The organism is Trichocoleus sp. AS-A1 (assembly GCF_039962015.1).
Classification (GTDB): Bacteria; Cyanobacteriota; Cyanobacteriia; order Cyanobacteriales; family FACHB-T130; genus FACHB-T130.
On sequence record NZ_JAMPKG010000022.1, the window covers coordinates 15,619 to 39,854 of the forward strand.

Sequence of the window (24,236 nt, forward strand, 5' to 3'; positions counted from 1 at the left end):
CCACTAACTTGCACTTGATAACCTAATTTAGAAAGTCTTCATGTTTCTCAAAAACAAACAAACCGGCGATTTGATAGAAGTTCTCGATATTGAGGAGCTGTTCAACCCTAATAATGATGCAATTTCTGGGCGAGATCAAGCAGGGCAGGAGGAACAGGAAAAAGCTTCTTTTGAGAAGAAAGAATTAATTTTTCCTTCTGGGGAAAGCCTACCTCGCTGTTGGATGGATGCCAACTATACAACCACCTAATTTTCAATAAAACGCTTAAGCATTATCGGGTGTTTATTCGTCAAGTCTTGCTAGAAACTTTTGAGTTTAGGAAAAGGGCTGCAAATTTTGAAATGGCGGATATGGGATTGTATTACCATTGTCTTTTGTCGGTTGGGTAACGATTAGTCACACAACGCAATCGAAAATTCGTTACTAACAAAGCGAATATGCTCCTGGTAAAGATCCCCTTTCCCCATGCCTAATCCAAAATCTAAACTTCAAACTGGGATGATGACTTGCTTGTTATCTATATAAACACCCGTTCATAAATGGAATAAAAAATCGAATTTTGCTTCAAGATCGTTTAGGAAGTTTTTAAAATGAACCATCAAATGCTAGCACAAGGGCAAGGAGCAAGGCGAAACGATGTCAGAATTAATGTCTTGCTAAATAAATTGCAAAGTAAACTTAAATCTTTTGCAGTCAGAGATCGGGAAAATTTGCTGTTAGGAAAGGTGAAGGATGTAAATCTCGATTCAGACCGTCAGCTAAACTTAGTGATATCTCAAGAAGGGCTAAATCAAAATGCCCCATTATTTCTCATCCGAAGCAAGCATATCCAGCAGGTGGACTCGTCTACAAAAACTCTGTTTGTAGACATTAGCAAAGCGGAAACCCAGTATTTGCCTGAATATGTACCCTTAGAAAAAACAACGGATGTAGAGCCTTTAGAAACTTCACCAATCTCAAAAAAAGCTGAATGGGAAGTAACAGATGCCTCGACTGCCTCTGTCATGGTAACGCCAGATGACTTAAATAATCACCCAGAAGAACTGGAGCGAAATAGTATGCCAGAGGATGCTTCTAATACTTTTAGTACAGAGTCAGAAGTTGTCGAGGAAGAAATCTTCCGGTTGTTAGAAGAACGATTAGTCATTGACAGCAACAAACATAAAGTCGGTGAAGTTATCGTTCGCAAAGAAATCGAAACGCGCATGGTAGAGGTGCCAGTCCGCCGCGAAATTCTAATTGTTGAACAAATCAGCCCCGAACACAAACAGCTTGCAGAAATTGATTTAGGACAAGGAGAAATTCCTGGTCTTGAGCTGATTGAAGCAGCTATCGGCGCTAAATCTACAAGTATCGACGCTAAAACTACAAGTTTAGATACTCAGCCAACAGTTAGAGGTGAGTTTGATTCACCGAGAACAGCAAGTCGAATTTTAGATGCGATCGCGCATCAGCGTGGACATGGGTGTGCCAAAGTCCGAGTGGAAATCATTCTAGAAGATGCAGAACATCAGGCAACTTACCAGGAATGGTTCGATCGCTGTTCAATCAAGCAATCGTCAAATGGAAAGTAACCCGGTTGGGATATTAAAGTGTGATACCAGTTTCTGAAGATTAGAAACGTGGTACTTGGGTGATAGGGAACTGGTAACTGGGAGCATCCCAATGTATGTGCCTACACCCTGAAAGGTTGGGGCTTGCGAAGACAACATCTGCCGGGAGCAGGCTAAAATTCTTAGTCTGCTCCCGGCAAACTTCGTTTATATAGCCCCACGCTAGAAACGTGGGGGCGTATCTCAGCAATACAGGGCATGCTCGCTTGTAACATTCCCAATCTCCGATCGCAAACGCGAGCGCCTACCCTTTTTGATTGCTCTACAACAGCTCCTTCCTTGCCCCCGAACTTCACAGAGATGGGGGAATTTTTTCCATTTGGTCTGCTATTTTGTTGTGCGTGCAAGAAGATAGGGAGGCTTTTATCGTTTTGCTTTGTACCTCGCTAAGGAATCAAGAGAACAATTCTCAGCCTACAAGGACTTGGCTGGAAATCGGAATTAATTAATTAAAGGGTAAAAAAGTTTGAGCAGGAAAGGCGAAAGTTATAAACTCTGTTTACCTTTATCCTCGATCCCTCAGTATTTATCCTGAATTCTTTAAGCTTTATTCCGACCTATTATCGAGGACATTTTTGCTAATTGGCAGCTTTAATCTCTGGAAATTATAACCAAAACCGGCTGATTTCGCAGTGATCCCAAAGAAATTACAAAATTAATGAAGAAGTGATCTAATTTACCCATTCTCAGCCTCGCCATCGCTAGACTAAAGCTACAAAAGGAGAAAAAGCTATGGTTACAGCAGCGGCAGAAAGGTCATTGCACTTATCCAAAGAGCGATCGCTAATTCTCTGGTTCGATGAAGTTGGAATTATCGATGTCCCTTTGGTAGGCGGAAAAAATGCTTCCTTAGGGGAAATGATTCAGCAGTTAACCCGCCAGGGAGTCAATGTTCCCAACGGGTTTGCCACAACGGCGTATGCCTACCGCTATTTCATTCAATCAGCGGGATTAGAAGACAAGCTGCGATCGCTCTTTTCTGACTTGGATGTTGAAGACCTCGACAACCTGCGGGAACGCGGAAAAAAGGCACGAGCATTGTTAATGCATACGCCTTTCCCTGAGGAACTACGGACAGCAATTACCGCAGCTTACCAACAGATGTGCAAGCTTTATGGCTCTGACATGGATGTAGCTGTTCGCTCCTCTGCCACCGCTGAAGATTTGCCCGATGCTAGTTTTGCCGGTCAACAAGAAACCTTTCTAAACGTTCAAACCGCTCCAGGAGTTTTGGCAGCTTGTCATCGATGCTTTGCCTCCCTATTTACCGACCGTGCGATTTCTTACCGCCACATCAAGAACTTCGACCATTTTGATGTTGCGCTTTCCGTCGGCGTGCAAAAAATGGTGCGTTCGGATTTAGCCTCCTCTGGTGTCATGTTCTCGATTGATACCGAAACCGGCTTTAAAAATGCCGCCTTAATTACAGCCGCTTACGGGTTAGGGGAAAATGTAGTTCAAGGGGCAGTCAACCCCGATGAATATCTGGTTTTCAAGCCCACCTTAAAAGATGGATTCCGCCCAATTATTGACAAACGACTGGGCAGCAAAGAATTCAAATTAGTGTGCGATCAGGGGGGCTGTAAAATCACTAAGAATGAGCGAGTGCCCTTAAGCGATCAACGGAAATTCGCCCTTAACGATGACGAAATTTTGCAACTCGCCGAGTGGGCTTGCTTGATTGAAAATCATTACAGCGATGTCCACGGCAAAGATATGCCGATGGATATTGAGTGGGCAAAAGATGGCGTTACTAATGAGCTTTTCATCGTCCAAGCTCGCCCAGAAACAGTGCAATCGCAAAAGAGTAAAACAGTTCTGCGTAGCTATCATCTGGTAGGAGGGCAGCAGGCGGTACCTTTACTAACAGGGCGTAGCGTTGGAGAGGCAATCGGGCAGGGCAAAGCCAGGGTAATTCTCGATGCGAACAAAATTGATTTGTTCCAAGCCGGGGAAGTTTTAGTCACTGATAAAACTGACCCTGATTGGGAACCAATCATGAAAAAAGCTAGCGCGATTATTACGAATAAAGGGGGGCGTACCTGTCACGCGGCAATTATTGCCAGAGAAATGGGAATTCCAGCCATTGTGGGTTGCGGAAATGGTACAGATATTTTAAAAACGGGTCAAGAAATTACGGTTTCTTGTTCTGAGGGAGAAGAAGGACGGGTTTATTCCGGATTATTACCCTACGAAGTTCAAGAAATTCCGCTGGAGAACCTACCCCGCACTCGCACTAAAATTATGATGAATGTAGGCAATCCTGAAGAAGCATTTAGTCTCTCAGCGATTCCCTGTGATGGAGTTGGGTTAGCCAGGTCAGAATTTATCATTGCCAACCATATCAAAGCGCATCCTTTGGCGTTGATTCACTTTGACCAGTTGCAGGATGAAGAAGTCAAGATGCAGTTGGCAACGCTAACAGCGCTTTATGAAGATAAAGCTCAATATTTTGTCGAGAAGTTAGCCCAAGGCATTGGAAAAATTGCCGCTGCATTTTATCCCAATCCGGTAATCAAGCGGATGAGCGACTTTAAGAGCAAAGAATACGCTAATCTCCCAGGTGGGCCACAGTTTGAACCTAAAGAGGAAAATCCAATGATCGCCTGGCGGGGGGCATCTCGTTACTACGATGAACGCTACCGTGAGGCATTTGCTCTGGAATGTTTGGCAATGAAGAAGGTACGGGATGAGATGGGATTGACTAATGTCATCCTGATGATTCCCTTCTGCCGTACTCCTGATGAGGGACGCAAGGTGTTAGCTGAGATGGCTAAACATGGTCTAGAACGAGGTAAGAATGGGCTACAGGTTTATGTAATGTGTGAGTTGCCCAGCAATGTAATTATGGCGGATGAGTTTAGCGAAGTGTTTGATGGCTTCTCAATTGGGTCAAATGACCTGACTCAGCTAACTCTGGGGTTAGACCGGGATTCAGCTTTGGTTGCCCATCTGTTTGATGAGCGTAATGAGGCTGTAAAACGGATGATCCAAATGGCGATCGCATCTGCTAAGAAAAACAATCGCAAAATCGGCATCTGCGGTCAAGCACCGAGTGATTACCCTGAGTTTGCCCGTTTCTTAGTTGAGCAAGGTATTGACTCAATTAGCCTTAACCCTGATTCTGTCCTGAAGACGCTGCTAATGGTGGCTGAAGCCGAGGGAATTAAAGTCTAATACAATAGTGGCTTTATGTAGTAGGGTGGGCAATGCCCACCCTACTTTATTGGTGAGCGTCATAATACATCTATCCAGTGATAAAGACGTAGCTCTGTGAGCCAACAACGCACCAACGCTTATCTCCAACTCATCGAAACCTTACTTAACTGTCCCAACGGTCAGGAACCAGAGGTTTTGAATGCCTATCCGGAGTTGATTGATGAAGGCTTGGTGCAGGCGATGGCACAGGTGGCAAAGGTGCTGGAACAGAAGGGCGATCGCAATTCCGCTAATTGGTTGCGTAATTTAGCAGTAAATCTGCTTGAGATGATAAACAACTCGTCATCGGCTACAACTCCAGAAGCCTATTTCAATTTCTTATTGGAAGTATTGCAGGCGCTCGTACAAAGCAACCGCAATCGCCAATTTTTATATCAACTGTTTCAAGCTAACTTGGACAAACTGGATGATAACTTTGCTCAAGCGTTGCGTAACTTGGGTGCTAGATTGCCAAAAGTGGAGCCTGAAAAAGCACAGATTATGGCAAACGTTATTATGGATTGCAGCGCCCTAATCGATCGCTTTCCAATGGGAGACTCGGCTAGCAAACTGGAAATTTTTATTGCTGGCTACGAAGTAGCTGCCACACTCCTTACTCGTGAAGTTTTTCCTAAAGATTGGGCAATAATCCAATATAATCTGGGTCTTGCTTACAGCGATCCCATTCGGGGAGATCAAGCAGAGAATTGCGAAACGGCTATCAAGTGTTTCTTAGCAGCGTTGCAGATAGACACTAGCAAAGACTTCCCTGAAGAGTGGGGAAATACTTTATACAATCTAGGAAATCTTTACAATAAACGCTCTTTGGGAGAACGGGCAGGAAACTTAGAAGAGTGTATCAAGTATTACTCAAATGCATTGAATGTATTTACCCACGAAACCTTTCCTATAAAATGGGCTATGACCCAAAATAAACTGGGTAATAGATACAGAAATCGTATTTTAGGGGAGCGGACTGAAAATTTAGAAGCGACTATCGAGTGTTACTTAGCTGCCTTAGAAGTATACACCCGCGAAGCTTTTCCTGAAAAATGGGCAGAGATTCAAAACAATCTAGGCGTTATCTACACTAAGCGAACTCTAGGGGAAAAGGCAGAAAACTTGGAAGCGGCTATCAAGTGTTACTTAGCTGCATTGGAAGTAATCACCCAAGCCGATCCCGAAAACTGGGTTAATACTCAACTTAACCTGGGTGCTGTTTACAGCGATCGCATCCACGGAAAAAAGGCAGAAAACTTGGAAGCAGCTATCCGCTGTTTTGAAGCTGCTTTGGAAGTACGCACCCGTGAAGTCTTCCCTCAAGAATGGGCAAAACTTCAAAATAATCTAGGCATTGTGTACAGCCACATGAGGGAGGAAAGGGCAGAGAATTTGGAAAAGGCGATCCATTGTTTTCAAGCTATTTTGGAAGTCTGCACTCGTGAAGCCTTTCCCGAAGAATGGGCTATGGCTCAAAGTAGTCTTGGTAGTACCTACGATCAACGTATCCTGGGAGAATTAGCAGAGAATTTGGAAGCAGCTATCAACTATCACTTAGCTGCATTGGAGATATACACTCGTGAAGCCTTCCCCTTTGACTGGGCTAGGAGTCAACACAATCTGGGGAATACCTATAGCGATCGCATTTATGGGGAAAGAGCAGAAAATTTAGAAGCGGCTATCAAGTGTCACTTAGCTGCCTTGGAGGTACGCACCCCCGAAGCCTCCCCTGTAGAATGGGCTAACACCCAAACCTGTCTTGGTGCTGTCTATCGTGTCCGAATTCGAGGGGAAAAGGCAGAGAATTTAGAAGCAGCTATCAAGTGTTACTTAGCTGCGTTGGAAGTACGCACCCCCGAAGCCTTTCCCGAACAATGGGCAGAAACCAAACATAATCTGGGAAATGCCTACCGCGATCGCATCCTGGGGAAACCATCCGAAAATTTAGAGGAGGCTATTCGCTGTTTTAAAGCTGTTCTACAAATATACACCTGTGAAGCCTTTTCCGAACGATGGGCTATGACTCAAAACTGTCTGGGCGGTACTTATATTAAACGAACTGAGGGGAACAGAGCAGAGAATTTGGAAGCGGCAATTTCCTGTTTTTCAGATGCCTTAGAAGTATATACCCCATCAACTTTCCCTAACGAATGGGCTACTACCCAGAATAATCTAGGTGGTGCCTATGGTAACCGCATCCGAGGAGAGAGGACAGACAATTTGAAAGCAGCTATTAAGTGTTACTTAGCTGCTTTGAATGTACATACCCACGAAGCTTTTCCTCAATACTATGCAGAAACTCAAAAAAACCTTGGTTTTGCCTACCAAGCCGCCCTAGAGTTTCCAGATGCTTACAATGCTTTTGCTGCCGCTATTGACACCGTAGAATCCCTACGCGGTGAGATCGTCAAAGGCTCTGGTAGAGAAGATGATAAGCAAAAACTCGCAGAAGAATGGAACAGTCTATATCAAAGCATGGTGGAAGTTTGCATAATGCTGGGCTATTTAGACCAAGCAGTTGAATACGTTGAACGGAGTAAAGCCCGGAACTTAGTCGAACTCTTAGCAAATCGCGATGTCTACCCTAAAGGCAACGTTCCCCCAGAAACGATCGCCAAACTCGATTGCTTGCGTCGGGAAATTCCAGCAGTACAGCGACAACTCGAAGATTTTGACGGAACCAGAAATATTGCATCTTTGCGAACGTTAAACGGGGAAACCTTAGCAAGAAACCAACCCCCGCTCGGTGATTCAACAGCATCAAATTCAACTCGTAACAAACTCAATAATTTACAGCAAGAGTTAACAGAAGTTTTAGAGCAAATCAATAATTTCGATCGCAACTTCAACCTTACCCAAGAGGTTAAAGCTATCCAATTTTCCGATATCCAAGCTCTCTTAAACGACCGCACTGCGATTTTAAAATGGTACATCACCGACCAATTATTCTACACCTTCCTTATCACTCACAACAACCCACAGCCTATCCCTTGGTATTCACCCATTACGGATAGAGAAGAACTAGAAAAATGGGCAGAAAATTATCGGCATAGCTACACAAAGCAAAAAGCTCAATGGCTTAGTGAATTGAACAACCAACTAGCAGAATTATCAACAATACTGCATATCGATGAGATTGTCGCTCGGATTCCCCGACACATCACCCAATTAATTTTAATACCTCATCGTTGGTTGCACCTGTTCCCTCTCCATGCTTTGCCTGTTGGGGATGCTGTAGTGCTTAAACGACAGTCGCTAGCCCAAAACAGCGAACTAGACGATCGTCCTCCTGATGGATATCGTCTTCTCGACTGCTTCCCCGATGGCGTGCGATACGCCCCCAGTTGCCAACTCTTGCAACTTGCCCAAAAACGCGATCGCCCTGAATTTTCTCACCTGTTCGCCATTGCCAATCCGACCAAAGACCGCTACTTACTTGAGCTTCAATCCGCCAATATCCGCTACCGATTCAAATCTAATGATTTCTTGGCGAAAGATGATGCTAACAAGAGAGCAATTCAAAACCAACAACTCAGCCTTGCCAACTGCGTCCATTTCGGCTGTCACGGCAAGTTTGAACCCGATTCACCCCTAGAATCAGCCCTCATCTTGGCAAATAAAGAACGTTTGACACTGCTGGAAATCTTAGCTCTTAACCTCAGCCAATGTCGCCTTGTCACCCTCTCCGCCTGCGAGACTGGATTGACAGAATCTAGCACCACCGATGAATATATCGGCTTACCTTTTGGCTTTCTGTTGGCAGGTAGTCCCAGTATGGTCAGTAGCCTCTGGGAAGTAGATCAACTCGCCACTACCTTGTTACTAATCCGGTTCTTTGAAAACCTAGAAACTTTATCAACGGTTACTGCTCTCAACGAGGCACAACAATGGCTCCGGAAACTGGACTCAGCGAAGCTTGACACCGAATTGAAACGCCTCAAACCCCAAATCACTCAAATCTTTGACCAACTACCCAAAAAGGAACACAGGCTTTATATTGACGCTCCTCAGAATGGCGCACGTAACCGTAAGCCGTTTCCTTTTGCTGAACCTCGTTACTGGGCTGGCTTCACCGCGATCGGCGTTTAGCAATCCTTACAAAACTCGTCCAGATTTTTCCTAGTTATGTAAATAACTACCAGTGTTAGTGGTACGGCTGGGTACGCAGCGACGGCTATTAACGAACCCAATGCACCAGCAAAACCCTGAGTCAATACTTCTCTAAAAGCTTGCGTACAAATATGAGGACGCAATTTCTGGGCTGATTTTTCTAACCAGCTAGGCGCATTCGGGTCTTCGTCACCCAGATCGTCCTGTAATTCTCCTGACTCAATTGCTACAGTTTCAGCTGCATATTCTAAATCGCCTTCACACTCCTCAAGCACATCAAGGGCTGTCAGGGCTTCTGGATTATTTGCCAATTCAAACCGAAACTTTGCAATTTCTTCTGGTGTAACAATAGTCATAAAGTTATGCTTGCATCTAGCCCAATGGGGAAAGATTCAGGTGAGTAGTTATAACTATTCTGCCAGAAGCTCTACGGCTTTGCGTGGGGAATGCGAGCGCGTTCTAGCCCAAACGGTGACACTCCGCGCTCTCCTACCACAATATCTTTAATGAAAAAATACTCATTCACCCAATTCTACGCTTGGTCGCTGTTTATTTTCCTCCTCTGTGCCTTGCCTGCTTATTCCCAAACAATCTCCAGCCCTCAAACGCAGCAAAGCTATACTGCACCAGAAGTTTTGCAACAACTCGCAAAGGTTAACGTCATTTATTTAGGGGAAAGTCACGATAGCCCTGAAGATCACCAAGCTCAACTGGAGATAATTCAGGAACTCTATCGACGAAATCGGAAAATTGCCATTGCAATGGAGATGTTCCAGCGTCCCTATCAAGGCGTACTCGATCGCTATCTGGCGGGGAAGATAACAGAAACTCAGCTAATCGAACAAAGCGAATATAAAAAACGCTGGGGTTTTTCTTGGGAATATTACGCCCCAATTTTGGGTTTTGCTAAGGAAAAGAAACTGCCTGTCTTAGCCTTGAATACTCCCAGCGAAGTCACCCGCAAAGTTGCCCGAAAAGGATTAGAAAGCCTGACAGCAGCGGAACGGCGCTATATTCCACCAGATGCTGAAATCCGTACCGATAATCCTGAATATCGCCAAATGGTACAACAGGCTTTTCAACAACATCAAGTCGCGGGTCATGGTTCCAGTGCCAACTTTGAGCGATTTTTCACTGCCCAAGTGCTGTGGGATGAAACAATGGCAGATGCGATCGCGCAGTTTCTAAAAACCCATCCAGATTATCAAGTCGTCGTGCTGGCTGGACAAGCTCATATAGTCTACGGCTATGGAATTCCCAGCCGTGTTGCTCGACGCTTGGGCAATAAAATAGTCCAACGCTCGATTTTACTCAATCCTACGGTAGACGAGCCTGCACAAACTGATAAAGCGATCGCTGATTACTTTTGGGTAACAGTACCAGACAAGTGACTGAGCAATAAGTTATAAACGAATAAATTAAAGCTCTCTCTATGGATAGATTCTTAATCACAGCCATTCTAATAGCGATTCCTACATTTATTTACATCCGCATCGTGATTAGCATCGATCGGTTTGAGAAAGAACCGACACGCTACCTGATTGCGGCATTTTTGTGGGGGGCGCTGCCAGCAGTGGTGGGTGGCATCATTGTGCAATTAATTCTAAACGTACCCATCCAACTGATATTTGGTGCAGAAAGTCTTGGGGGTCAATTCATCACCACTGCCGTCAATGCGCCAGTCACCGAAGAAATCCTCAAAGGCGCTGCTGTAGCAATTATTTACCTGTGGTATCGCAGAGAATTTGATGGCTGGGTAGATGGGATTGTCTATGGGGCGATGGCGGGTTTCGGATTTGCCTATGTAGAAAATATCCTCTACTTGCAGGGCACAAAGACGTGGGAAGAATGGGGACAGCTGCTGGTGCTACGTGTCATCGTCTTGGGCTTCATGCACGGCTTTTGGACAGCCCTCACCGGCATCGGCTTTGGTTTGGCACGCCATCGGCATAACCTGTTTACGAAAATACTGCTAATCTCTGGCGGGTTGATTGCGGCGATGAGTGCCCATTTAATCCACAATGGCGCACTGATTTTAGCAAAAGCCAGCGGTGGTGCGACCCTAGCGATCGCTTTGTGGAATTACGGGTTCCTGGCAGCTTTAATGATTGTTTTAGGGTTTGTCGCTGCCGATCGCGATCGCAAAATGCTTAAAACATACCTTAGCGACGAAGTTCCAACTGTAATTTCATCTGCTGACTACGAAGCACTCTGTAACAGGCGTTCCAACACCCTCGCGCGGTTGCGCGTAGCACCCAAACAACAACGCGCTTTCATTCAAACCGCAGCCGAGTTGGCTCAAAAGAAATTTCAATTATTTAAAATGGGCGAAGAAAGCGGTAACAGTACCGAAATCGCCCTACTCCGCAAACAATTAAAACAATTCAGAAATTAACGCCCTGTGCAACTTTTTCTTGTTTCTCAATTTTTCTAGGATTGGGAGCTAAGAAATGTTTTAGATATCAATCAACGCTGCATTAGCAAAAACGGTCTCCAGAGACTTATGGGTAGCAAGCATTTCTACACTTGATATTGTTAATTTTCTTTGCTTGCTGGTATTTTTTATCAGCTTTGCTCTGAATTTATAATAGAAAATTCCTGCGCCTTCTCACTAGGAACCAAAGTCCAGCCTGTCCGGATTAACTTTTGGTAAGTTGCCCAACCCCTAGAAATTCCTGGTTCGCGGTAGTCGGGTACAGCGTATTGCGGAAAGGCTGTGTAAGGTCGCCAGGGTTCATTGGGTTGATTTTGCAAATACAAAATCTTCTCATCATCCGTCGCAGACTTAGGCAACCAGGACATTTTTTTAGGCATCAGAAAACTCCTTTCTCAAAAAAAGGGGTGAACCCTTGAGCAGATTTTCTTGGGGTAAATGCTTGGAGGAAGCTTCCTTTAACATCCTTTAACAATAGCTGTCTATACAGCTCAACTAAGAGTTGCTAAGACGGCTCAAAGTCGCTCGACTTGATTTGACCGGAAAATCTCTTAGGATGAACTGCTGCTCCAAGTAAAGTTGGATTTATTAATCGTTTACAATAACATACCTCTAAAGAACTCACAAAATTTTTGCTCCAATCAAGCTCGCGCAATGTAGTTATAAAACTTATCACTTTTTTCTTGACAATTTATGCAAAATAGCTAATAGAAACTGGTAACTTAGCCTAGTTGTATATAGCGCCAATTGTGGAATAAGTTGTCTAGTAGCATTCATTCTTAACTCAACATCAATGCGATCGCTTTGACGCCGAACCGATTGAGACAAATTCTTCACGCCACTCCCCCAAGGTCTTTGACCTATGGCTATAATTACTTTTGCTCAAAGGTCGTTGCCAACCGATTGAGACAAATTCTTCACGCCACTCCCCCAAGGTCTTTGACCTATGGCTATAATTACTTTTGCTCAAAGGTCGTTGCCAGTCGCTTTTTTTGGGGAACATTGTCTCGGTAGCACAGTTGAGTCTTAGCCAATCGGGTGAATTCCCTTTGACTTAGCTCTCGCATCAGCAAATGCGGCAATGCACTTAATCGGTGTAAATATATAACAAGCAAGATGTATTCAGTAAAATATGAAACATAAAATTGATAGGAAGTTATGAAAAAACCGCGTAGATGATTGCCAAATTCGCAAAAACGGGAACGTGTAATCCTTCTAAAACTCTATAGGATCTATATAGGCTCTAATAAATCTAGGCACAAAACCATGCCTGGGGAATCGGACAAAATGCCCGACTGATGCTGGTCTGTCGGTAGTAAGTCCTTGTTCAAGGAGAAAGTTATAGCATATCAAAGTAGGCAAATGTCTTTTAGGCAAAAGGAGATTGCGATCGCACAACCTATGTCGGTATACGCGGCATCCCCTGCCTTGAAGATGGAAGAAGCGGGAAAATGGTGAGCGTAGCTTCTTAAAGGTCTTCTACAGTCCAGAAAACTTATGAGCGATCGCATTCGTAACTGAAGAAGATAGAAGAAGCTAATCGTAGCACTGTACTTTGCAACGCGGCTAGTTATGATGAGCAGATTAAAACGCAGAATGTCTAGAGAGTTTGATATGCGGCTTAAAGCACAAACTCTAAAGCTTCTCAAAGCCAAAGAAGCGTTGCAAGCTGCATTAACCCGGTGTCAGCAAACAGAGGCGAAGTTGCACGAAGCTGATGAAGAGTTGGAAAAGCGGGTAAGAAACCGGACTGCGGAACTGGCGCAAGCTAACGAACAATTGCAACATGAAATCAATCAGCGCCAACAAACTGAGGCACTGCTGCGCCAAAACGAACAGATGTATCGGCGAGTTCTGGATGCGACGGGTGAAGGCATTTGGATAATCGATGCTGAGGGAAAAACGACATACGTTAACCAGCAAACCGCCAAAATGCTCGGCTATTCAAGTGAGGAAATTCAGGGTCGTTCTGCATTTGATTTCCTCTTTGAGGAAGACCTTGCTGAAGCACACTCGTATTACCAGCGGATGCAGCAAGGAACCCAAGAACAGCATGAGTGGCGTTGGCGTTGCAAAAACGATCGAGAGTGGTGGGTATTCGCTAGAACCAGTCCCCTCTTTGGCGAAAATGGTCAATTTCAGGGTGCAATCGGCATATTCACCGATATCAGCAACCGTAGGCAAGTGCAAGAGGCACGCACAGAAAGCGACAGGTTCTTCCAGGCAACATTTAACCAAGCTGCTGTTGGCATCGCTCACGTCAGCATCGACGGGCAGTGGTTACTGGTTAATCAAAAACTCTGCGATATTGTGGGTTACACGCCAGAGGAACTGCGAGAGCGCACTTTTCAGGATATTACTCACCCCGACGATTTGAATGCGGATCTTGAACACGTCCGCCAAATGTTGGCATCAGAGATTCAGACCTATTCCATCGAGAAGCGCTCCATCCGCAAAGATGGCTCTCAAGTTTGGATTAATTTGACTGTATCGCTGGTACGGGAACCAACGGGTGAGCCGAAGTATTTCATTTCGGTTATTGAAAATATTGACGAACGTAAGCAAGCTGAACAGGCATTAGAAAAATCTTTGAAGGAATTATCAGACATCAAGTTTGCTTTAGATAAAGCGGCGATCGCAGTAGCAACTGACGAGAAGGGAACGATTAACTATGTTAATGATAAGTTTTGTCAAATCTCTAAATATGCCAGAGAAGAATTGATTGGACAAAGTCATCGTTTGATCAATTCTGGATTCCATTCAAAAGAATTCTTTCAAAATCTTTGGGCAACGATTTCTGACGGAAAAATTTGGCAAGGGGAAATTAAAAATAGAGCGAAGGATGGCACTTGTTACTGGGTCGATACTACGATTGTGCCGTTTCTAAATGACCAAGCAAAACCGTTCCAATATTTAGCAATTCGATTCGATATCACGAAACGCAAGCAAGCAGAAGAGGCACTGCAACAAAGTGAGGAGCGATTGAGACTAGCTCTGGAAGCTGCACAAATGGGCATTTGGGACTGGAACATCCTCACGAATCAAGTGACCTGGACTGACAACAATGAAAAGCTATTTGGTTTGACTCCAGGTAGCTTTGAGAAAACCTATGACGCCTTCCTTGGATACATTCATCTGGAAGACCGCGAATCCGTACAGCAAGCAGCAATTCGTGCCTTGGAAGAAAATCAGGGCTACGAACAGGAATTTCGCATTGTCTGGCCTGATAGCAGCATTCGTTGGATGATGACAAAAAGCCAGTTGCTGTGCAACGAAACAGGCACAGCGGTGCGGATGATTGGCACTACTCTGGATATCACCAAACAGAAGCTCGCACAATTCGCTTTAACGCAGCAGACTGAACGACAGCGATTGGTAGCAGCGATCGCTCAACGCATTCGCCAATCTTTAGACTTAGACGAGATTCTCAGTACGACCGTCACTGAAGTCCGAGAATTGCTCCAGACCGACCGGGTAATCGTTTACCGTTTCCAGCCAGACTGGAGTGGAGTCGTGATGATGGAATCGGTCGGTTCTGGGTGTAAGTCTCTCCAGGGAAGCACCATCTCAAAACCACTAGGAGACATTTATGTCCAGCGCCACCAACAAGGGGAAATCACCGCGATAGAAGATATTCATACCGCAGATTTAGATAAATATCATTTTGACCTACTGGCTGAGATTCAAGTCAGAGCGACTTTGATAGTCCCGATTTTGCAAAGAGGCAGGGACGAAATCTTCACCGTCGCGGAAAATACGGGAGCGAATGCGGTGTTTTGCACCACTTCCCCCGCGCCTATACTGTGGGGGTTGCTTTGTGTCCATGAGTGTTCGCAACCCCGACAGTGGCAGCAATTAGAAATTGACTTACTCACTTCATTGGCGAATCAGTTAGCGATCGCCATTGAGCAAGCGGCACTGTTTAAGCAGGTGCAACAGATGAACTCCAATCTGGAACGCCAAGTGCAAAAACGTACCACCCAGTTGCAAAAAGCACTCGGCTTTGATGCGGTGCTGAAACGCATCACAGACAAAGTCCGCGATAGTCTGGACGAAAGCCAAATTTTGCAAGCAGCGGTTAGGGAGTTGGCACTCTCTTTCAACATGAGCAGCTGCCATGCTTCGCTCTACAACTTGGAACAAGAAACTGCCACGATTTGCTACGAATACGCCGCCTCAATGCCTTCCTCGAAGGGTCGCGTCTTGCAAATGGCTTCTTTTCCGGAAATTTATCGACCCCTCCGGCAAGGGAAGCATTTTCAATTGTGTTCCTTCTCTGGCAACTCTATCCACGGTCAGGCATCGATGTTAGCTTGTCCGATGTTCGACGATCAAGGAGTCCTGGGGGATTTGTGGTTATTCCATCACCCAGATTATACCTTTAACAATCTGGAGATTCGGCTGGTCAAACAGGTAGCCAATCAATGCGCGATCGCAATTCGTCAAGCCCGACTTTATCAAACATCCCTTACCCAAGTGCAGGAACTGGAGAAACTCAATCAACTCAAAGATGACTTCCTCAGTACGGTTTCCCACGAATTGCGGACTCCTATCGCCAATATGAAAATGGCGATCCAAATGCTCAAGGTTTCTCCGACAGGCGATCGCTCTCAGCGCTATCTACAAATATTGCAAACAGAGTGCAACCGAGAAACTGAGCTAATCAATGACCTTCTAGACTTGCAACGGCTAGCAGCTGCGTCTTATCCCAGCTTTCTTGCCACGGCAATCGATCTACCAGAGTGGTTGCCGAATATTATTGAATCCTTTCGCTCCCGCATACAGGAACGCGAACAAATCTTACAGGTTGATATTCCCTCAAACTTGCCCACCCTAGTCTCGGAATTAGCCAGTGTGGAGCGAATTTTGACAGAGTTGCTCAATAATGCGTGCAAGTATACCCCACCAGGAGAACGCATTACAGTAACAGTCCGTGCCGCTTCGGCAATGATGCAAATCAAGGTGAGCAACTCTGGGGTCGAGATTCCGCCTGATGAGCTACCCCGCATTTTTGACAAGTTCTACCGCATTCCCCGTGCCGATCGCTGGAAGCAGGGCGGAACTGGTTTAGGATTAGCGCTGGTGCAGAAACTCACCCAACATTTAGGCGGCATTCTTCGAGTCAGGAGTGCTTCTGAAGAGATAACGTTTACTTTAGAGTTACCGCTGACACACCCGATGTCTGGTAATGGGTAATCTGTCCGGTTTCCATAATAAAAGAACCCCACCCCGCTTGCGAGGAGGGGAGCCGGAGCCGCAGGAGATGGCGGGGTGGGGTTCCGGAGAATTACGGCGAATTAGCCAGATTTGACATAGCGGATAATGGAATACCTCTCACCAATTAGCTATTTGCCGAATTGTTGTGATTTGCTGGGCATATTCTGCATCATCTAAAACAGGTTTTGCATCCTCAATTGCGATCGCGCTTGCAAGATCGATCCACGACTTGCAACCTCCATATTCCGGGCGGTAAGCGATAATCTGCGCTTGAATCAGTTTGTAAGTGCGTAGTAGCAGCACATAAATCGGCTGACGCGGCTTCCATTTGAGGCGATCGCTGACAAATTGCTCGTTCCAAATATGGTACGGTAGCAGCCCTCTCACCGCTGATTCTTCACTCACAGGCAAAATATCAGTAATTTCAGCCCAAGCACCGATTCGGATGGTTTCTGGATGCCAACCGGAGGCGACGGGTTGCACCAGATTGGAATATTCCGCTTTTAGCAAATCGGGCTGTTGATGTTCATAAGTTGGGTAGAGCAAAACTTCTGTTTCGGCAACGGTGAAGCGGTTGTTTTCCTCGCGGATGCCGCCTTTGCGTAGCAGCATAATCGTTTTGCCTTGTTCTAAGGCATCGACAGCAACCGCCCATTCTTTGAGGGCGTGAGGCGTGGTTTTGGTGGTCGTCGTAGATTGCATAAGTCTCGGATATTCTAATTCCAGGCTAACAGCGACCACACGACAGGTCAGTTAACATTGTTACTTTGATGCTGATTTGATGTTGAAAACGAAGCAAGCGATCGCATCCCCTTCCCCCAAGTGTTGCCTAATATGAAGACAGAAGCCGATAAACCAGGATTGACGCATGGAAAAACGACACTTAGGCACTTCTGACATTCAAATCTCTCCAATTGTCATGGGTACATGGCAAGCTGGCAAAAGGATGTGGGTGGGAATTGAAGACGCCGACACGATAAAAGCAATCCGGGTGGCATTTGATGCCGGTATCACTACAGTTGACACCGCTGAAGTCTACGGCGAGGGGCATTCTGAGCAGATTGTCGCCCAAGCGCTATCAGATGTGCGCGAGCAAGCGGTTTATGCAACCAAGGTGTTTGCCAATCATCTCAAGTATGACCAAGTGATTGAAGCGTGCGATCGCTCTCTCAAAAACCTAAAAACCGACTATATCGACCTATACCAAATTCACTGGCCCTCTGGGGTGTTCAAAAGCGAAATAGTCCCTATTGAAGAAACCATGAGCGCCCTCAACCATCTGAAGGAACAAGGTAAAATTCGGGCAATTGGCGTTTCTAATTTCTCCCGCGCCCAATTGGAAGAAGCCGCCCAGTATGGACGCATTGATAGTTTGCAACCGCCTTATTCCCTATTTTGGCGTTGGGTGGAGAAGGATGCCATGCCTTACTGCGTTGAAAACAAGATTTCAATTCTTGCTTATTCGTCTCTCGCTCAAGGATTATTAACTGGAAAATTCGGTTCCGATCATCAATTCGATCCAGCGGATAATCGCGCCAAAAATAAGCTTTTTCAAGGGGAGAACTACCAACGCGCTCAGCAATCTTTAGACAAATTGCGCCCGATTGCCGAACGCCATCAGTGTAGCCTTGCTCAACTGGCATTGGCGTGGTTAATTGCCCAACCGCAAACGAATGCGATCGCGGGTGCGAGAAATACCCAACAAGTCATAGACAACGCTAAAGCGGGTGATATTAAACTATCGACTGATGAATTGCAGGAAATTGATGCAATTGGGCGGATTGTCACCGCTCGTCTAGACGATAGCCCCGTCATGTGGAATTGGTGATCGGAACGCAGAGAATTTTTCGCATCAGAATTTTAGGGAGTCAGCCGTGAAAGTGCTGTATCGGGATGAGCCGACAGTAGCGATCGCGGCAGCTTTCTCCTATTTTCTCTTATTTAATTAGCAGATTGAAACATATAAAATTGCTTGTGGCGAACCATTAGCTGATTCTTACAGCAATAATTCGTAACTGCTGGCGCGAAGCGTGTATCTCTATTGAAGAGATAGCGTTTCTAGTTAAATTATGGCAAGTTACCGCTCTGCTTTTTGGGTCAATAGTTTCTCTTTGCTAGCAGTTATTGCTTTGATTGTCTATACCCAATTCTTGGGTTCTCCAGCAGGAATACTATTCGAGCCGCCACTTGCCCCAGCCGATCCAAATACGGGTTTGTTAACTCATACATTCCAATTATTATGTGCGGTACCGCCCATTGTTTGCACTTTTAGTTTTGGCTTGCTGAGGACGATTCAACCAAAACAAACCCGAAATTCATTTATCCTGTATTCGGCACTTATAACCGGAGGTTTTCTCGTCAACGAAATTTTTCGGATTCACATTATTCTTTTGAGAGCAGGGATTCCCAAGCTGATAACCATCGTCGTATATGCGATAGCGACCTTGGGATACGGATTAGCCTTCAGACAGAAAATACAATCAACGCCCTACATTCTGCTACTCAGTGGTATCGGGTTATTGTTTAGCGCGATCGCTGTAGATTCGCTAAAGTTAAGCGGCGATGCAGTTCCCGTCTTGCTAGAGGGTGTGCCAAAGTTGTTCAGCGAAATTAATATTGCACTTTATTTTTGGTTTGTCTGTTACGGAGAGATATTGCGATCGCGCAATTCTTAACCCTGCGTCACCTCAACATAAATATGCTCTAAGCGTACAGGTTGCCGCGCAATCGAATCGAGAGGAATTCCATCAAAACAGGAGATAATTTCCTTCAGTTCTAGATGTTCTGGTAGCCAAAAAGCTAGGTCATTCCCATAACGCCGAGGAGTGAAATTATATTTTTTAGCGCGAGCGATCGCTTGCTCCTCCTCCGGCGTCTCCACCACCACAACTTCCACTGCTGGCACTAATTTTCGCAGTTCTGTTAAACTGCCCTCCGCCAAAATACTACCCCCTTTAAGAATCCCGATTTTTTGACAAAGGCGTTCGGCTTCATCTAACAAATGAGTTGTGAGCAGAATTGTAATCCCCTGATTTTTCAGATTCCGAATTAACTCCCAAATTTCGTAACGCGCTTCAATATCCAACCCAGTCGTAGGTTCATCCAGAACGATCAGCTTAGGCTGATGTACCAAAGCAACCGCAATGTTTAACCGCCGCTGCATTCCACCACTCAACGTTTCCACCGGACTTTTTGCTCTATCTAATAAATTAACAGCCACTAAACTTGCTTCTACCTGTTGACGCCGCTGCTGATTTGTTAAGCCATAAATCCGAGCAAAGAAATGTAGATTTTCTTCACAACTTAGGGTTTTGTAAAGTAAATTTTCTTGCGGTGCAACCCCTATCAGATTTTTTGTTGCGTTTGAGACAGGTTGGTTGTTAATCTTAATTTCTCCACTATCCGCCCGTAATAAATTACAAATTATATTAATCGTTGTGGTTTTTCCTGCTCCATTGGGTCCCAGTAAACCGTAAATTTCTCCAGGGGGGATATGCAGCGTTAATTCCTGTAAAACAGCTCGTGTTCCGTAAGATTTATTTAGCTTCTCAATTCGTAGCACAATATTCCCTAATTGATTACAAGCTGAACGATATTCTTTAAACACGGAATGTAGCAAAAAACTCGTCAAATACGCTAAGAATAAAATTAAACTTTGCTGGCTTTTGCGTAAAGCTTAGCGTAACTCCACGTTAAAAAGTATATATACATCCCTATTTTAAAAAATTACAGCCTCCTTTCAAGACTCAACATCCGCTGGTAGGACAGCCATCCTCCTACAACCATTAAAATTGCAAACACGCATAAAAACCAAAAGTGAGATGCAATTTCTCCCAGTCCACTGCCATCAGCAGATACGCCGATTAGGGCTTCATTCATGTGATAAATTGGATTAAATTTAGCAATTTTTAACAGTGTCTTTGAAAACAGCGAGGTCGGTAAAAAGGCACCTCCTAAAATTAATAAAGGCACCCCAAATGCTGCCACCAAAGCATTGACATCCTCTGTGCGACGAGCAAACTGCGTACCGAGAATAAACCCAACCCCAACATAGGAAATAATACTCAAAAAAATAATCAGGATTCCTAACAGAATAGAACCCTGAAACTGAGCATTCCAAAAAGCAGCAATCGTGTAGACTAAAATGGCTTGACCGACACCAATGCAGCTGTGAGCTAGGAAAATTCCTAAGAAATAAGACGTTCCGCTGAGCGGTGAGATAAAAAGACGTTTGAGGGTTTGCTGTTCTCGCTCTGCAACCACAGTTGCTACACTACCACCCAAGCAACTAAAAAATAGTGCGGCACCCACCAGTGTTGAGGGAGCAGCCTTTTCAAAAGCCTCAGCCATAGACAACTTGGCATTTTCTGCCAGAATAACCCCATTAATCAGCAAAACAGAGACTGGAAAAATACACCAAAAAATCAGGCTGCGTCGCCGTCGTAATAATTCAATCAAAATTCGCTGGCAAACTGCCAGCGTTTCACGCCCGTATTTCATGGTGAGAAGTTACCCCAATACCAGATAAGTCAATTATTAAGGTACGCTTTTTCGCAACGTATCTGTAGACGCACAACTACTTAATATGTTCGGATCGCTGCTGCTAGGATATTAAAACACTCTCGCTTTCCCAAGCCTCTGCCCACAGTTTTTCAACAACAGACGCTAGACTTGCCGCGACTTCAAATCGATGATGAGTGTTGTAGTGGTAGGTGGCTAGGTTGGCTAGCTTAGCTTGTGCCGATGCTGCTTTGACAACGTTAGGTAGAGAAAAATCGACTCAAGCCTGAAAACCCTTTCGCTATTTGGGATGGGATAGCAGTCAGAATTCTACATCACACTATCTAGATAGATAGTGTTCTTGCAACAATGATATTCATTTGTCTTGATGACATATAATTCGTCTCAGATACAACAACCTGTCACTGATGACAAATAATTAGTCATTGTACATTTGTTAAATGGGCGATACTGGATTTGAACCAGTGACCCCTTCCGTGTGAAGGAAGTGCGCTACCACTGTGCTAATCGCCCTTAGGTTTTTAAGTTTATCACAGGCATTCACAGCCAACAACCCTTCTAGAGAAAGGAAGCAGTTATTTGAATCAGCGATCGCGGTCAATCATGTTAAGATTGCCCCGCCCATTAAGCGCTGGTAACGATAGTCTAATTCAGCTTTTAATAAGGGCGATCGCTCTAAGTTGGCATCTTGTGCCATCACTCTCTCGGCGGCATCCCGCGCGATATTCAATACTTCCTGATCTTCTACCAAACTCGCCAAGGCAAAATCTGGCACCCCAGACTGGCGAGTTCCCAGCACTTGACCGGGACCGCGCAGCCGCATATCCATCTCCGCAATAAAAAAGCCGTCTTGGGATTGTTCTAATACATTGAGGCGGTAACGAGCATCTGCGGTTTTGGTGCTGCTCATCAGAAGACAGAAAGATTGAGCGGCACCGCGACCAACGCGCCCCCGCAACTGGTGTAACTGCGATAAGCCAAAGCGTTCGGCATTCTCAATCATCATCACCGTTGCATTCGGCACATCCACGCCCACTTCAATCACCGTGGTGGAAACAATGATTTGCGTTTGATTATCGCGGAATCGGGTAATTGCCTCATCTTTTTCCGCTGAAGTCATGCGACCGTGCAGCAATCCGACTTGGAACTGAGGGAAAACACTTTCTGAGAGGCGCTGATGCTCCTCCACTGCCGAACGCACATCTAACTTTTCCGATTCTTCAATCAGGGGCAAGACGATATATGCTTGACGCCCTTGAGCAACTTCGCGGCAGATGAGATCGTAGGCATTGGTGCGTTCTTTGCCCGTGAGTACGGTCGTATGAATTGCTTGCCGACCCGGTGGCATCTCATCAATCTGGCTCACATCCAAATCCCCATGAACCGTCAGCGCCAAGGTGCGAGGAATTGGCGTGGCGGTCATGGTTAATACATGGGGTTGTTCGCCTTTTTGCTGCAACAGCGCCCGCTGTTCCACTCCAAAGCGGTGCTGTTCGTCAATCACTACTAACCCCAGCTTATGAAAATTCACTTTCTCTTGAATCAGAGCATGAGTCCCTACTAATAGAGGCAGTTCGCCGGTTTCTAGATGGGCATGAATTTGGCGGCGTTTGGCAGTTTTGGTGGAACCTGTCAGCAGTTCTACGGGCAAGTACAGAAGATTGAACCAACTGACTAACTTGCGATAGTGCTGTTCTGCCAAAACTTCAGTGGGAGCCATCAGCGCCGCTTGGTAGCCGGATTGAATCGCGGCGAGGATAGCAATGACTGCTACGACAGTTTTACCAGAACCGACATCGCCTTGCACCAACCGATTCATCGGAGTGGATGATTGCAAATCGTTGAGGATGTCGTTCAGTACCCGCTGTTGGGCACCCGTTAATCGAAAGGGTAAAACTTGGTGGAATTGTTCAATCAGCTTCCCTCTGGGAGCCAAGATAGCGCTGGACTGCTTTTGGCGTTGGGCTTGGCGACGGAGGAGGAAACCCAGCTGAAGGTAGAAAAACTCATCGAAGACTAAACGGCGACGGGCGGCTTCCTTGGCGGCACTGTCGGCAGGAAAATGGATGTTTGCGATCGCATCCGACAACTTCATCAATCCATACCCATCGCGTAAAACCGCGGGTAAAGGATCTTTCAGATGGGTGGCGGCGGGGAGAGCAGCAATGACCGCCTGTCTTACCATATCTGCCGCTACGCCCTCTGTTAGGGGATACACCGGCACGACTCGACCAATGGTGTGGGAGTCAATCGGGTCTCCAGGGTTTGCCAAAACTTCCAGTTGTGGATCGTCCAAAGTCAGACCATATTGACTTTTTTTCACCAAGCCAGAAGCCGCCACGACTGCGCCTTGGGGATATCGATTTTTTATCCCTTCTTGCCAGCCGCGATTGCTGTAGCGAGAACCGGCAAAAAAGCGGCTGAGGCTGATTTGACCCGTGCGATCTTTCAGCACCACCTGCATTATGGTTAATTTCTTGTTTTTTGGGCTACTAAAGCAGGTACAGCGCTTCACCGTTCCTATCAATGTCACCGTTTCACCCGATTCCAGCTCAGAGATATTCACCTGACGCGCATAGTCAATGTGGTCGCGGGGGTAATAAAAGAGGATATCCCGCACCGTATGGAGATCCAGCTTGGCTAAATACCCGCCTTTTCTAACTCCCACATCTGGCAAACTGGTCAGCGGTTGGTCAAGAGAAATCGCTGCGTTGGACTGGACGAGGGGCGTGGTGCGCGGGGCTTGAGTATCGGGGGATGGGGGCGATTTAATTGTCTCTACTTGCTGCTGATTGTCTTCATTTCGCTGATGCGATCGCGATCGCGCTTGCCTCTCCATGACTTGTTGCATCTGATGGAGAAATCGGCGCGTTTCCAAGACCAAGTGTTGTCGCTGGGAGAGGGTGAGGTTCGGGTAACGGGCAAACTGAGACGCCATCTCTTGCCACCGATGTCGCTCTATCAGCGGCAAAAAAGATGGGGTTTTTCCGAACTCTAGGCTTAAGAATTCACTGAAGCGATATTGTTTCCCCATTAAGTCCGTAAAGCCCCGTTCTGCCTCGACTGAAAGGGCTTTCTGCAATCGCAGCCAATCCGGTGATTCTATTTGCATCTTCTCTCCCCTTTTTTGTTAATTGCTAGT

The 24,236-nt window shown here is 45.7% G+C and carries 15 protein-coding genes and 1 tRNA gene; 9 read left to right on the top strand and 7 right to left on the bottom strand.

Going from position 1 to position 24,236, the window contains the following annotated elements; all coding sequences use genetic code 11:
* Nucleotides 1-40: 40 nt before the first annotated feature.
* The 4 genes from NC994_RS17295 to NC994_RS17310 all read left to right on the top strand — a co-directional run bounded on the left by NC994_RS17295 (nucleotide 41) and on the right by NC994_RS17310 (nucleotide 8,901).
* Nucleotides 41-250, top strand: a complete 210-nt coding sequence (locus NC994_RS17295) for an acetyltransferase (protein WP_190412075.1) — start codon at nucleotides 41-43, stop codon at nucleotides 248-250.
* 341 nt (nucleotides 251-591) lie between these two features.
* Complete coding sequence (locus NC994_RS17300) at nucleotides 592-1,575, top strand: DUF2382 domain-containing protein (RefSeq protein WP_190438759.1); 984 nt, start codon at nucleotides 592-594, stop codon at nucleotides 1,573-1,575.
* Nucleotides 1,576-2,346: 771 nt separating this feature from the next.
* A complete protein-coding gene (gene ppsA / locus NC994_RS17305) occupies nucleotides 2,347-4,791 on the top strand; it encodes a phosphoenolpyruvate synthase (protein WP_190438761.1) in 2,445 nt (814 codons plus the stop codon).
* Between the two features lie 96 nt (nucleotides 4,792-4,887).
* Entirely contained in the window at nucleotides 4,888-8,901 is a 4,014-nt protein-coding gene (locus NC994_RS17310; protein ID WP_190438763.1) for a CHAT domain-containing tetratricopeptide repeat protein, read from the top strand.
* Here NC994_RS17310 and NC994_RS17315 read toward each other — a convergent pair.
* The gene (locus tag NC994_RS17315) at nucleotides 8,898-9,278 is read right to left on the bottom strand and encodes a hypothetical protein (protein WP_190438764.1); all 381 of its coding nucleotides are present in this window, start codon (nucleotides 9,276-9,278) and stop codon (nucleotides 8,898-8,900) included. The genes NC994_RS17310 and NC994_RS17315 overlap by 4 nt on opposite strands.
* Before the next feature lie 150 nt (nucleotides 9,279-9,428).
* Between NC994_RS17315 and NC994_RS17320 the strand changes: the two genes are divergently transcribed.
* Both NC994_RS17320 and NC994_RS17325 read left to right on the top strand, forming a co-directional pair.
* Nucleotides 9,429-10,313, top strand: coding sequence for a ChaN family lipoprotein (locus tag NC994_RS17320; protein ID WP_190438766.1), 885 nt, complete (start codon nucleotides 9,429-9,431; stop codon nucleotides 10,311-10,313).
* A gap of 41 nt (nucleotides 10,314-10,354) precedes the next feature.
* Nucleotides 10,355-11,317, top strand: coding sequence for a PrsW family intramembrane metalloprotease (locus NC994_RS17325; RefSeq protein WP_190438768.1), 963 nt, complete (start codon nucleotides 10,355-10,357; stop codon nucleotides 11,315-11,317).
* 170 nt (nucleotides 11,318-11,487) lie between these two features.
* On the opposite strand, the gene NC994_RS17330 is transcribed toward NC994_RS17325, so the two are convergent.
* Nucleotides 11,488-11,736, bottom strand: a complete 249-nt coding sequence (locus tag NC994_RS17330) for a hypothetical protein (protein WP_190438769.1) — start codon at nucleotides 11,734-11,736, stop codon at nucleotides 11,488-11,490.
* Nucleotides 11,737-12,952: 1,216 nt separating this feature from the next.
* On the opposite strand from NC994_RS17330, the gene NC994_RS17335 reads away from it, so the two are divergent.
* Nucleotides 12,953-16,552 (top strand): PAS domain S-box protein, encoded by a 3,600-nt coding sequence (locus tag NC994_RS17335; protein ID WP_199299735.1) that lies wholly within the window; start codon nucleotides 12,953-12,955, stop codon nucleotides 16,550-16,552.
* Nucleotides 16,553-16,690: 138 nt separating this feature from the next.
* Here the strand turns inward: NC994_RS17335 and NC994_RS17340 are convergent, their stop codons facing one another.
* Nucleotides 16,691-17,275, bottom strand: a complete 585-nt coding sequence (locus NC994_RS17340; RefSeq protein ID WP_190438775.1) for a DUF1802 family protein — start codon at nucleotides 17,273-17,275, stop codon at nucleotides 16,691-16,693.
* Nucleotides 17,276-17,441: 166 nt separating this feature from the next.
* On the opposite strand from NC994_RS17340, the gene NC994_RS17345 reads away from it, so the two are divergent.
* Together NC994_RS17345 and NC994_RS17350 are read left to right on the top strand one after the other, a co-directional pair.
* Nucleotides 17,442-18,401: an aldo/keto reductase gene (locus NC994_RS17345; protein ID WP_190438778.1), complete on the top strand. Its 960-nt coding sequence runs from the start codon at nucleotides 17,442-17,444 to the stop codon at nucleotides 18,399-18,401.
* 241 nt (nucleotides 18,402-18,642) lie between these two features.
* Nucleotides 18,643-19,248: a hypothetical protein gene (locus tag NC994_RS17350; RefSeq protein WP_190438781.1), complete on the top strand. Its 606-nt coding sequence runs from the start codon at nucleotides 18,643-18,645 to the stop codon at nucleotides 19,246-19,248.
* On the opposite strand, the gene NC994_RS17355 is transcribed toward NC994_RS17350, so the two are convergent.
* From NC994_RS17355 to recG, 4 genes are all read right to left on the bottom strand, one after another.
* Nucleotides 19,245-20,135, bottom strand: coding sequence for an ATP-binding cassette domain-containing protein (locus tag NC994_RS17355; protein WP_190438871.1), 891 nt, complete (start codon nucleotides 20,133-20,135; stop codon nucleotides 19,245-19,247). The two genes, NC994_RS17350 and NC994_RS17355, sit on opposite strands and share 4 nt — an antisense overlap.
* A gap of 164 nt (nucleotides 20,136-20,299) precedes the next feature.
* The gene (locus NC994_RS17360; RefSeq protein WP_190438785.1) at nucleotides 20,300-21,073 is read right to left on the bottom strand and encodes an ABC transporter permease; all 774 of its coding nucleotides are present in this window, start codon (nucleotides 21,071-21,073) and stop codon (nucleotides 20,300-20,302) included.
* Between the two features lie 462 nt (nucleotides 21,074-21,535).
* A tRNA-Val gene (locus NC994_RS17365) sits at nucleotides 21,536-21,607 on the bottom strand.
* 88 nt (nucleotides 21,608-21,695) lie between these two features.
* Nucleotides 21,696-24,206: an ATP-dependent DNA helicase RecG gene (recG, locus tag NC994_RS17370; protein WP_190438788.1), complete on the bottom strand. Its 2,511-nt coding sequence runs from the start codon at nucleotides 24,204-24,206 to the stop codon at nucleotides 21,696-21,698.
* Between the last annotated feature and the right edge of the window lie 30 nt (nucleotides 24,207-24,236).